We start from the raw sequence: 11963 nt of genomic DNA, 5'->3' as shown, positions 1-11963 counted from the left end.
GGTTACCCGCCGTTCACTTCAACCCAATTGTGCCCCTTGCGATGCCTGTTTCCGAAAACGGATGCGCAGGATGTGACCGAATCAGCACCGGCGCGACGCCGCTGAGCGGGTCGAATAGGCTGGGGCCTGTGACGAACGAGACGCCGGCCGCCACACCGCCGGAACCCGCGCAGTCGGACAGCTGGCAGCCGGACGTGCTGGGCGAGGGCTACCAGCAGCTCACCCTCCCCCTCGGACCCGATCCGGACGGTGAGAGCGCCGTCGTGGCCACGCTGATCCGCCACACCGAACCGGTCCCCCAGCCCCGTGGCGCCGTGCTGTACGTGCACGGATTCACCGATTACTTCTTCCAGAAGCACCTGGCCGAGCACTTCGCCGCGCGCGGCTACCGGTTCTATGCCCTGGACCTGCGGAAATGCGGTCGCTCGCAGCGGGCGGGGCAGACACCGCACTATGTGAGCGATCTCGCCCTCTACGACGAGGAACTGAACCGGGCGCTGGCGCTGATCCGCGCCGAGACCGGGCTGCCGGTTCTGCTGAACGCGCATTCGACCGGCGGGCTGGTGCTGCCGCTGTGGCTGGACCGGCTGGAGCGCGCCGAAGGGGTTGCCGCACAGGGTGTCAGCGGTCTGGCGCTGAACAGCCCGTGGTTCGACCTCCAGGGCCCGAAGTTCTACCGGCACGTCGGCACCGTCGCGATCAACGGGCTGGGCCGGGTGCGCGCGATGTCGCGGATGCCCAGCGCCGGGGTCAGCACCTACGGCGCCAGCCTGCACCACAGCGCGTCCGGCGAGTGGGACTACAACCTCGACTGGAAGCCGCTGACCGGCTATCCGGTGCACTTCGGCTGGCTGCGCGCCATCCGGCAGGGGCACGCCCGGTTGCACCGCGGGCTCGATGTCGGGGTGCCGGCGCTGATCCTGCGCTCGAAACTGACGACGTTCATGCGGCGCTACGGTCCCGCCGCCGACGTCTCGGACACCGTCCTGGACGTGCGGCAGATCCAGCGCTGGTCCGGCTGCCTGGGACAGCGCACCACCATCGTGCCGATCGAGGGCGCCCGCCACGACGTGTTCCTGTCCTCGGCCCCCGTCCGCAAGCACGCGTTCGCCGAACTGGACGCCTGGCTGGACTGGTTGCACGGTCACGGGAGCAGCGCGACTGCGGGGTGAGGAACCGGGCCGAGGCGGCGGCGCTGCGGACTCGGCCGGACGGCCGTCGAGCCGGCCCGGCCGAAGGCAGTGCGGCATCCCGGCCCGGCCGCAGCCGGGCACCTCGGCCGGGCTCCGGTGCGGGTCGGCAGGCAGCCGAGACGGCGGCGCGGTTCAGCGCCGAGGGGTGGTCACCAGCGGCCGGTGCGGAGCACGATCTCGGTGGCCAGTTCGTGGTCGGCCTCGGCCAGTGGGTCGGCGGTGTCGAGTTCGGCGATGCGGAATTCGCCGTAGACGTAGCGCATGCAGCCGTCGGCGAGTGCGCGCGGCAGGCGTTTGGTGGCGACGACCGTGGTGGAGATCTCGACCGCCGGGCAGCTCGCGTCGGAAACCGTGCCCTCGGCGTCGGCCAGGGCCGGATGGCCGCGGCCGATGGCGACCATCCCGATGAACCGGCCGTAGCCGCGCGCGGCCAGCTGCCAGGCCACCTCGGCGCCGGCGCCGTTGCCGACCAGCACCGCCCAGGGCGCGTCCAGCTGATCGAGCAGCGCGTAACCGGTGGTGGCGTCCAGCCCCTCGACGGTCTCGAAGGTGACCGTCCGCAGTTCGGAGTTGTGCAGGCGGGCGATCACCCGGTCGAAGGCGTCCTCCGCATCGGCCGGATCCGGCAGTAACACCACGGTGTGCCGCGACTGCGGCCCATCGATGCGCACCGTCCAGCTGCGGTCACCGACCGCGATCCGCCGAGTTTCCATGCCGCCCCACGGTACACGGCCCCAACGGTGGGAAGTACCCGAAGAGTCCACCGCCACAGCGAGCGCGATCACGCTGTTTCCGGCGGGTACCGAGCCCGTCGACGGGCAACGGGTCTGCGAATATCTCACATCCCGGACATCGGTGAGATTCCGGCCATGTCCAGCCGGACGGCCACCGCCACCCCGGCCACCGAGCCCGCTCAGTGCCCGACGGTGAGCGTCGGCAGCCCGGCCGGAGCGCCGGACTCGATCAGCCGGGTGAGCCGGTCGGTGTCCACGTACTTCTCGATCAGGTCGGCGAGCAGGTCCAGCTGGGCAGCGCGCACGGCGGCCACCGAAACATCCTCGGCGACAACGAATCCGGTTCGACCGGCGGCGGCCGCGACCTCGCGCAGCCAGGCCCGCCGGAAAGCGTCGGACTCCATCAGGCCGTGCAGGTGGGTGCCCCAGACAGCCTGGCGGACACTGCCTTCGGGGCCCGTCGTCAATCGCAGCCAGCTCGGGTCGCCGCTGTGCAGTACCCGGCCGTGGTGGATCTCGTAGCCGTGCACCGGGATTGCGCCGGCGTCACCGCTGCTGCGGCACAGGGTCTTCGCGGCCGCGAATTCGATGTCCAGGTCGAGCAGGCCCAGCCCGGCGACCTCGCCCGCACCGGATTCGACCTCGTCGCGGATGCGGCGGGCCAGCATCTGGTAGCCGCCGCACACGGCCAGGATCGGGCGGCCCGCGGCGGCGCGATCGGCGACGGCGGCCGCGATTCCGGTGCGGCGCAACCATTCCAGATCGCCGACCGTGGATTTGGAACCGGGCAGCACTACCAGGTCGGCATCGGCGAGCCGGGACGGATCGGTTACCCAGCGCACCGCGACGCCCGGCTCACAGGCCAGCGCCTCCACATCGGTGGAATTGGAGATGCGCGGCAACCGGACCGCCGCGACGGTCAGCCAGTCGGTGCCGACCGGCGGCCGGGGCCGGCCCACCGGCGCGTCGGCGACGGTGCCGAGCGAATCCTCCGCGTCGATCCAGAGTTCGTCGGCGTACGGCAAGACGCCGAGGGTGGGGCGGCCGGTCAGCTCGGTGAGCCGGTCCAGGCCGGGGGTGAGCAGGTCCACGTCGCCGCGGAACTTGTTGATCAGGAATCCGGCGATCAGCCGCTGGTCGGCCGGGTCCAGGATGGCGACGGTGCCGAACAGGTGGGCCAGCACGCCGCCGCGATCGATGTCGCCGACCAGCAATACCGGCAGCTCCCCCGCCTGTGCCAGTCCCATGTTGGCCAGATCGGTCTCGCGCAGGTTGATCTCCGCCGGCGAGCCCGCCCCTTCGCAGATCACCACATCGAATTCGGCACGCAGCGAAGCCAGTTCGGCGGCCACGAGTTCCCGCAGCCGGGTGCGGTGCCGGAAGTAGTCCCGGGCGCCGACGGTGTCGATCGCGACGCCGCGCACCACCAACTGGGACCGCCGATCGCTGCCCGGCTTCAACAGCACCGGGTTGAAGCGCACGCTGGGCGCCAGCCCGCACGCCTGCGCCTGCAACGCCTGGGCCCGCCCGATCTCGCCGCCGTCGAGCGTCACCACCGAATTGTTGGACATGTTCTGCGCCTTGAACGGCGCGACCCGCACCCCCTGCCGGGCCAGCAACCGGCAGATACCGGCCGTCACGACGCTCTTACCGGCGTCGGAGGTGGTCCCGGCGACCAGCAGCGCGCCTTTCACCGGCCGCTCACGGCAGCGTCAGGATCTCGGCACCTTCGTCGGTGACCACCAGGGTGTGCTCGAATTGCGCGGTCCACTTGCGGTCCTTGGTGACCACGGTCCAGCCGTCGTCCCAGATCTCGTAGTCGATGCCGCCGAGGTTGATCATCGGCTCGATGGTGAAGGTCATGCCGGGTTCGATGACCGATTCGACGGCGGGCTGGTCGTAGTGCAGGATCACCAGCCCGCTGTGGAAGGTGGGGCCCACGCCGTGCCCGGTGAAGTCGCGGACCACGCCGTAGCCGAACCGGTTGGCATAGGACTCGATGACCCGGCCGATCACGTTCAGCGCCCGGCCCGGCCGCACCGCCTTGACGGCCCGCATGGTGGCCTCGCGGGTGCGCTCCACCAGCAGCCGGGCCTCCTCGTCGACGTCACCGGCGAGGAAGGTGGCGTTGGTGTCGCCGTGCACCCCGTGGATGTAGGCGGTGACGTCGATGTTGACGATGTCCCCGTCCTCGATCACCGTCGAGTCCGGAATGCCGTGGCAGATCACCTCGTTCAGCGAGGTGCAGCAGGACTTGGGAAAACCCTTGTAACCCAGCGTCGACGGGTAGGCACCGTGATCGCACATGTACTCGTGCGCGATCCGGTCCAGTTCGTCGGTGGTGACGCCGGGTGCGACCGCCTTGCCCGCCGCTTCGAGCGCCTGCGCCGCGATCTTGCTCGCGATCCGCATCTTGTCGATGGTCTCCGCGGTCTGCACCCACGGCTCCCGGCCCTCGTCGGCGGTCTTCTTCCATGCGTACTCGGGCCGCTCGATCGACCGCGGTACCTCGCGGGTCGGCGAGAGGATTCCGGGGACGAGCGGCTTGCGGGTGCGGACAGACATGTGGACCAGAATATCCGGACCCCGCTGAGTGGTTCCTGCCATACCGGGGAGGACGCCGCGCCGCCGCCGCTCGTCGACCGCCCAGACATTCCGTCTCCGGTACGGCGGACCGTGCTCGACCGCCGACGCCGGTACGACCGTCCCGCGGCGGTACCGGCGACCGCGCTCGCCGTGTTGGACGATGGGTCGAGCTGTCTGCTGTGGCGGTCGTCGCGGCTCCGGCCGCCCGGCCGCAGCATCCGGCACAACTGCCGCCGCGAGCAGCGCGGCCCGGAAAGGACTCTGATGTACGTACGTGACGCCATCGGGCAGACCCTCTTCGACCTGGGTGCGCGCGTCGCCTTCGGCGTGGTCGGCAGCGGGAACTTCCACTACACCAATGCGTTCACCGGCGCGGGCGGCCGCTTCGTCGCGGCCCGGCACGAGGGCGGGGCGGCCGGTATGGCCGACGGGTACGCCCGGATGAGCGGTGAGGTGGCGGTGCTGTCGCTGCATCAGGGCTGCGGGTACACCAATGCGCTGACCGGTGTCACGGAGGCGAGCAAGTCGAGGACGCCGCTGCTGGTGGTGACCGCCGAGGCCACCACGCCGACCTCGAACTTCTTCATCGATCAGGCGGGCATCGCACGCGGTCTGGGCGCCGAAGCGGTGCGGGTGCGCTCGCCGCGCTCCGCGATCGCGGAGGTGACGCGCGCGTTCCGGCTGTGCGCGCAGGGCCGCACGGTGGTGCTCAACGTGCCGATCGACGTACAGGACGAGGTGCTGCCGGACGATCAGGAGGTCGCCGCCGAGGTCGTCGTGCACCGGCCGCAACCGGCCGCCGCCGATATCGCCCGGTTCGCCGATCTGCTCACGGCGGCGCGGCGACCGGTGTTCGTAGCCGGGCGCGGCGCCCGCGCGGCCGGCGGCAAGCAGGCGATCGCGCGGCTGGCCGACCTGTCCGGCGCGCTGCTGGCGACCTCGGCGGTGTCGCGCGGCATGTTCCGGGGCCACGACTGGGACATCGACGTCTCCGGTGGTTTCTCCACCCCGCTGGCGGCGGAACTGATCGCCGGGGCCGACCTCCTCGTCGGCTGGGGTTGCGCCCTGAACATGTGGACGATGCGGCACGGCACACTGGTCGGTCCCGACGCGACGGTCGTACAGGTCGACATCGACCCGAAGGCCCTGGGCCGCACCCGCCCGATCGACCTCGGCCTGTGGGGCGGGGTCACCGAAACCGCCGCGGCGACAGCCGATCTGCTGGCGGCGCGCGGCGATGCGGGCTATCGGACGGCCGCGGTCGCCGCGCGGATTCGCACCGAGAAGCGCTGGAACGACGTGCCTTTCGAGGATGCCGGGACCGCGGACCGGATCGACCCGCGGGTGCTGTCGGCGGAACTGGATCGGCTGCTGCCGAAGGAGCGGGTGGTGTCGGTGGATTCCGGCAACTTCCTCGGCTATCCGAGCATGTATCTGGACGTGCCCGACGAATTCGCCTTCTGCTTCACCCAGGCGTTCCAGTCGGTGGGCCTGGGACTGGCCACGGCGATCGGGGCGGCACTCGCGCAACCCGACCGGTTGCCGGTGGCAGGCTGCGGTGACGGCGGTTTCATGATGGGCATCTCCGAACTCGACACGGCGGTGCGGCTCGGGCTGCCGCTGCTGGTGGTGGTCTACGACGACGCCCAGTACGGGGCCGAGGTGCATCACTTCACCCACGGCGAGGATCTCGCCAATGTCACCTTCCCGGACACCGATATCGCCGCCGTCGCACGGGGTTTCGGCTGCCACGCGCTGACCGTGCGGTCCCGCGCGGATCTGGCCGGGGTGAGGACCTGGCTCGACGGCGGCCCACGCCGACCGATGGTCGTCGACGCGAAGGTGGTCTCCGACACCGGATCCTGGTGGCTACAAGAGGCATTCGGGCACTGACCCGATGCCCGGCCGGTACGGCCCGGCGGTCCACCGACCGCAGGACCGCGCCCGGCCGGCGGATCGGTCAGTGGGCCGGCGTCAGGCTCCAGTCGTCGTACCGGCTCCACCATTCGGCGGTCCGGCCCGTACCGTCCTCGCGGGTGGTACCGCGCAGGTAGCCGTCGTCGAACCAGCTGCCTTGGTAGACACCGGTTTTCCCCTCCGACCAGTGGATGGTGAAGCCGATCGACCGGCCCTGGATGTGGCCCTCGCCGGGCTCGATCTTGCCGCGGCCGGTCAGCGAGTCCGCGAATCCGTTGAACGACACGATCGTGTTCGCCGCATTCGTCTCGTGCCAGGTGACCGTGACGTGGAAGCCGAGCGGATCGCCGGTGGTACCGGACGGGCGTTGATACATGTCCCAATCGGATTGGAGGTCAACCGAACTGGGCGGCACGGCCGCAGCGGTGGCGGTCCCGGCGAGACCGAGGGCAGCCGTCGTGCCGAGCACGAACAGTCCGGCGAACAGTGCGCGTGTCGAGTGGGAGAACATGGTCACTCCTGAGGATGGGTCGTGAGCGTCGGTTTCCGAGGGGGCGCTGCCGATTCACCGGTGATCCGGGCCCGGCCGGGCATCGACGGTCAGCGAGTGGTCGCCGATTTCGGTGTGGGATTCGCCGGTGTAGAAACGGATCTCGTGTCCGTCGGGATCGTGCAACCCGGGCAGGATCCAGCCGAGAGTGGCGGAATGCACACCGGCATGGGTCTCACCGAGGGCATCCAGAGGCGCCGCAAGGGCTTCCAGGGCGCCGCGGTCCGGCACCGCGATCGAGAAGTAGTCGAAACCCGCTGCCGCAAGCGCCTTTTCGCGATCAATCCGGAGGCCGAGCAGTGGACCACCCGCCGGGTGGCGCAGGCTGACGCCCATCAGGACGCCCTGTTCGTGCGCCCGGGAACTGTTGGAGCGGGCCGGGCCGCTGATCGCGGTCGGGGTGGCGGCCGAAGCCGGCGAACCCCTGATCGCCCGGGCCGCCCAGGCGGGACGGCAGGGCACGCACGAGAACATCGCCGACCTCTGGCGGCGAATGCACGCCGACGGCCTGCTGCATCCCGACGCCGACCTGGAGTGGATCATCTCCACGGCCGGCCCGCTCGGGCAGGCCGAGACCTACAACCTCATCGTCCGGACCCTCGGCTGGGACCCGGACACGTACCAGCAGTGGCTGTACGGGACCTGGCTACGCCTCGCGACGACACCGTCGACACTGACCGAGCCGTGATCGCGCACCACGACCCGATGCGCCCGGCCGCCGGTGGACTCCGGCGGATATGCGCGCACCGCGGGGCGGCACCGGAAAACGCATGTCCCGGCCCTACGCGGCGGTGTGATCCACCAGCCCGGCCGCCTGCCGCACGGCGGTGACGGCGAGCACCGCGGCGCCCCCGTCGGGCCGGGCATCGACGCCGAACAGTCCGTCACCCGCGGTCTCGGCCACGGTCTCGGCGATCTGGATCAGCAAGGCCCGGAAACCGGCGAGTTCGTCCGGCGCGCAGTCGGCGACGATGGCGGTCGCGGACCGGATCGCCGTCAGCGCGGGCCCTTCGTAGTCGGCATAGCTGGTGTCCGCCCGCAGTGTGGTGTCGAACACCGAGGTGGCGGTGAGTTCGCGCAGGAACCGGCTGGGATGGGTGAGGCTGACCTGCCGCACCGCGTTGATCAGCGCGGTGATCTCCGCGTAGTCCGCGCCGTCCTCGTCGAGCGCCACCACGATCCCGGCGGCCATCAGCGCCCGATGCAGGGTCGCCCACTGCGCGGCGGTGAAGTCGGCCTCGGTGGGACCGGCGTGGTCGCGGCGCAACACCTGAAAACCCGCGCGCGCCAACATCTCCGGTATCAACCGCGCGGCCTGGAGGTATTTGATCCGGGCCAGGTCGGGCAGTTCGTCCCAGGGCAGTGGCTGCGCGTCGTCCCGGTCGCGGCGACCGGGGGAATACCGGGCGCGCTGCATGGTCTTGTCGGCCATCCGGCGTTCGTATTCCAGCCGGGCCAGCACCTTGACCTCGGCTTCCTCGAGCACGGCGTCCAGCGCCGGATCACCGGCGGGCATCATCACGCAGCCGACCACCGTCAGGTTCTCCCCGAGGCGGCGGGCCTGCACGCGATAGGACCGCTTGCGTTCCTCCGGCAGATCGACCCACTCGCGCAACGCCTCCGCCCGCTCCGGCACCGCGCCGGTGGTCATGACGGCGTGCACCCGGGCCTGATGGTCCACCCGTTCCTCGGTGGCGTGCACCGCCTGCGCCAGCTGCTCGGTCACCTGGGTGGTCATATATCCGGTGAGGCTGTCGATGACCCGGTCCTGCGCGGTCAGCCGGGCCTGCATGCGCCGGCACTCGTACAGGATCGCCTCGGCATCCAGGAAGGTCTGCTCGGCGCGGCGGTCCCCGGTCCGGTCCAGCACGTCCTGGCCGACCATGATCACGATCATGAAGATCAGCTGGGCGAGCGTCGACAGGAAGGTCATGAAGGCGAACGGATACGGATCGAAGCGCTGAATCCCGAACTCCGCCAGCATCATCCACAGCAACTGGGTGACGGCGGCCAGATAGAAGGTCCACACGCTGCCCAGCCGCTGGGTCAGCCAGGCCGCGATCCGGTCGTTGAGGCCGATCGCGTGGTCGCGGGCCTGCGGCGGCGGTTGCACGCGGTGCCGCTCGATCCACGGGTGCGGGCTGCTCTCCAGCATGCTCACGCCGCGGCTGAGCATCCGGTCGTGCCGGTCCAGATGCGTCTGCAACCGCGCCACCTCGTCGAAGACCGCCTCGGTGTTCTCGTAGGTCTGCACCGCCCGCCGGTCGGCGGCCACGCTGAGCACCCGCTGCCCGACCAGGATCACCAGGCACAGCACCAACTGGACGATGTTGTCCAGGAACAACAGGAACTTGAACGGATACGGATCCACCGCCCGCAACGGCCCCCAGATCGCCAGTATCGTCCAGCCGCCGACGATCACCAGCGCCACATACAGCGCCGTCATCGAACCCACCCGCTGGGTCAGCACGGCCGCGATGGTGTCGTTCCACCCGATCCGCCGCTCCACGCGCACCGGAACCTGCTGTTCACCCCCGTCCCCGGCCCCACTCAATTCCATTGCCTTACCGCAGCACTGATCACGAAACGCCTCACTGGATCCGGCGCCGGACCGTTCCGGCGCCGCACAGCAGGCATAACCGCGTCCGGCGACCCCAATCCTCCGCACAGCGAAACCACCTGTGGTTTCGCGAATCACCGTGCGCGGTCGCGTCTTTCCCGCTCCCGCTCAACGAATTCGGGGTGCGGCTCCGCCCGGGAACGCGGCGGCGGCCGTCGAGGTGTACTCGGTCTGGATCTTGTAGTACCGGTCCGCGGGCCCGTAGGCGGCGTAGACCGTGTGCCGGCGGTCCGGTGCGGCCACCGGTCCGGTGGCGAAGGCGGCCAGTACCGGGTGCAGATCGCCGGGCAGTGTCGCGGATTCCACCCGCCGCGGGAAGCAGATCCGGACCATCCGCGGCGAATCCCAGGAGAAGGTCCGATACACGTTGAACGTGCCTGCGAACACAGCGAGTTCGGCCGCGCCGGGCGGCGTCATGCCGAGATCGTCGAGCATCGTGACGATATCGGCCGCGCCGATCACCTCCGGCATGAGCACCTGGGAGTACAGATTCATCGTCCGCGCCGCGAAGTCGAGCGCGATGATCCCGACCTCGCCACCGTAGCGGTTCAGGTGCTCCGCATGCCCCCGGGCGGCGTCCGGAATGCCGGGCAGCCGCAGCGCCTCGTCGACGGGCAGCGTCCGCCCGAGCACGAACCACACCTTCTGCACCCCGCTGCCGAGCGCCAGATCGACCGCCCCCGCCACCGGCATCGCCACGATCTCGTCCAGCAGCGCCTCCATCGGATGCCCGATGTACTCCACGAACCCCGCCGCCCGCAGCCGCCCGACGAGTTCGGTTGCCGGACCGGGATATTGCACCCGGGCATTGACCTGCCGCTCCGGCACGGCGTGTGTGGTGGTCCGCACCCCGACCACCGAATTGGCCCACGCGTCCGCGAAAATCTCCAGCACCGGATCCACGACCGCGTCGTCGTAGGGTGCATCGCACAACTCCGCGTAGACCCGCAGATCGTGCCGGAGCCGATCGAGTGTGGTCGCGACAGGAATGCCCATGTTGGGTCACCTCGTATCCCATCGGCCCCCGCGACCACAGCCGGCCGATTGCCCTCGGAAGCCGATTCCCTCCCCAGCCTAGATACCCCGGCCCGGATATTTCGGCGATCGACGACGCCGCACCCCTTCGGCGGAAACCGCCGCGATCCGGCACCTCAGTGGCCGGGCACCGCGGTCGGCGGATCGGGTGTGGTGATCGGATCCCCACCCGCCGGACTGCCGGCACCACGGTACCCCACGCGGTTCGGCGACCGGCTGCCATAATGCCGCGGGCAGGTGCGGAACAAATTCGGACCGCGGTCCGTTTTCTCGGGCGACACGAACAGGTGCAGCGATGGATCGAGGCGACCACATGGAACTGGGACTGACCACCTTCGCCGAGCGGCATGCCGTCGGTGACCGGCCCGCGCCGAATGCGGGCGAGCGGTTGCGGGAGGTGGTGGCCGAGGCGGTCGCGGCCGAACAGGCCGGACTCGACGTCTACGGCGTCGGCGAACATCATCGAGAGGATTTCGCGGCCTCCGCGCCGGCGATGGTGCTCGCGACGATCGCCGGGCGCACCGAACGCATCCAGCTGACCAGCGCGGTCAGCGTGCTCAGCTCCGACGATCCGGTCCGGTTGTATCAGCAGTTCGCCACCCTGGACCTGCTGTCCAGCGGGCGCGCGGAGCTCATGGCCGGGCGCGGGTCGTTCGTCGAGTCGTTCCCGTTGTTCGGTTTCGACCTCGGCGACTACGACGCCCTGTTCGACGAGAAGCTGGCCCTGCTGCTGCGGCTGCGCGCGGACGAGCCGGTGACCTGGTCCGGGCAGTTCCGGGCGCCCTTGCGGGATGCCGTCGTCCATCCGCGCACCGACCGGCCGCTGCCCGTCTGGATCGCCGTCGGCGGCAGTCCGGAGTCCGTGGCGCGGGCGGGACTGCTGGGCCTGCCGCTGGCGATCGCGATCATCGGCGGGCAGCCGGCCCGGTTCCGGCCGCTGGTGGATCTGTATCACCGCGCCCTCGAGCAGGGCGGGCACGGGCCACAGCCGATCGCGGTGCACGCCCACGGATATGTCGCCGACACCGAGGAGCAGGCGGTCGCCGACTTCTACGCACCGTATGCGGCGGCGATGAGCGGGCTGGGCCGGGAACGGGGATGGAGTCCGATGACGCCCGGACAATTCGACGGGATGCGCGGGCCCGGCGGATCGCTGTTCCTCGGCAATCCCGACCAGGTCGCGGAGAAGATCGCGGACATCCGCGACACCCTCGGCCTGGACCGGTTCATGCTGCATCCGAGCGTGGGCACGCTGCCGCACGACAAGGTGTTGCACACCATCGACCTGCTCGGCAGCAAGGTGGCGCCGCTCGTCCGGTGATCGGGGT

The 11963-nt window shown here is 70.3% G+C and carries 11 protein-coding genes; 4 read left to right on the top strand and 7 right to left on the bottom strand.

Annotation, left to right across the window (positions count from 1 at the left end; translation table 11 throughout):
- Positions 1–128 precede the first annotated feature (128 nt).
- Positions 129–1172, top strand: a complete 1044-nt coding sequence (locus tag LBW94_RS17905) for an alpha/beta hydrolase (RefSeq protein ID WP_225057258.1) — start codon at positions 129–131, stop codon at positions 1170–1172.
- A 170-nt stretch (positions 1173–1342) separates the two neighbouring features.
- Here the strand turns inward: LBW94_RS17905 and LBW94_RS17900 are convergent, their stop codons facing one another.
- From LBW94_RS17900 to map, 3 genes are all read right to left on the bottom strand, one after another.
- The gene (locus tag LBW94_RS17900) at positions 1343–1906 is read right to left on the bottom strand and encodes an alpha/beta hydrolase (RefSeq protein ID WP_225057259.1); all 564 of its coding nucleotides are present in this window, start codon (positions 1904–1906) and stop codon (positions 1343–1345) included.
- A gap of 200 nt (positions 1907–2106) precedes the next feature.
- On the bottom strand, positions 2107–3621 hold the full coding sequence (locus tag LBW94_RS17895) for a cobyric acid synthase (RefSeq protein WP_225057260.1): 1515 nt from the start codon (positions 3619–3621) through the stop codon (positions 2107–2109).
- A 7-nt stretch (positions 3622–3628) separates the two neighbouring features.
- A complete protein-coding gene (gene map, locus LBW94_RS17890; RefSeq protein ID WP_225057261.1) occupies positions 3629–4492 on the bottom strand; it encodes a type I methionyl aminopeptidase in 864 nt (287 codons plus the stop codon).
- Between the two features lie 285 nt (positions 4493–4777).
- Here map and LBW94_RS17885 point away from each other — a divergent pair, with 285 nt between their 5' ends.
- Positions 4778–6406, top strand: coding sequence for a thiamine pyrophosphate-binding protein (locus tag LBW94_RS17885; protein ID WP_225057262.1), 1629 nt, complete (start codon positions 4778–4780; stop codon positions 6404–6406).
- Between the two features lie 67 nt (positions 6407–6473).
- Here the strand turns inward: LBW94_RS17885 and LBW94_RS17880 are convergent, their stop codons facing one another.
- The gene (locus LBW94_RS17880; protein ID WP_225057263.1) at positions 6474–6941 is read right to left on the bottom strand and encodes a hypothetical protein; all 468 of its coding nucleotides are present in this window, start codon (positions 6939–6941) and stop codon (positions 6474–6476) included.
- A 54-nt stretch (positions 6942–6995) separates the two neighbouring features.
- Positions 6996–7316 (bottom strand): VOC family protein, encoded by a 321-nt coding sequence (locus LBW94_RS17875; RefSeq protein WP_225057264.1) that lies wholly within the window; start codon positions 7314–7316, stop codon positions 6996–6998.
- 31 nt (positions 7317–7347) lie between these two features.
- Here LBW94_RS17875 and LBW94_RS17870 point away from each other — a divergent pair, with 31 nt between their 5' ends.
- Positions 7348–7668, top strand: a complete 321-nt coding sequence (locus LBW94_RS17870; RefSeq protein WP_225057265.1) for a hypothetical protein — start codon at positions 7348–7350, stop codon at positions 7666–7668.
- Positions 7669–7761: 93 nt separating this feature from the next.
- Here the strand turns inward: LBW94_RS17870 and LBW94_RS17865 are convergent, their stop codons facing one another.
- Both LBW94_RS17865 and LBW94_RS17860 read right to left on the bottom strand, forming a co-directional pair.
- The gene (locus LBW94_RS17865; protein ID WP_225057266.1) at positions 7762–9540 is read right to left on the bottom strand and encodes a DUF1003 domain-containing protein; all 1779 of its coding nucleotides are present in this window, start codon (positions 9538–9540) and stop codon (positions 7762–7764) included.
- Positions 9541–9708: 168 nt separating this feature from the next.
- A complete protein-coding gene (locus LBW94_RS17860) occupies positions 9709–10596 on the bottom strand; it encodes an aromatic prenyltransferase (RefSeq protein WP_225057267.1) in 888 nt (295 codons plus the stop codon).
- A 352-nt stretch (positions 10597–10948) separates the two neighbouring features.
- On the opposite strand from LBW94_RS17860, the gene LBW94_RS17855 reads away from it, so the two are divergent.
- Complete coding sequence (locus tag LBW94_RS17855) at positions 10949–11956, top strand: LLM class flavin-dependent oxidoreductase (RefSeq protein ID WP_225057288.1); 1008 nt, start codon at positions 10949–10951, stop codon at positions 11954–11956.
- Positions 11957–11963 lie beyond the last annotated feature (7 nt).

Origin of the sequence: Nocardia sp. alder85J (assembly GCF_020176955.2) — a bacterium.
Taxonomy (GTDB): domain Bacteria; phylum Actinomycetota; class Actinomycetes; order Mycobacteriales; family Mycobacteriaceae; genus Nocardia.
This window is presented reverse-complemented; position numbering and strand designations above follow the sequence as displayed.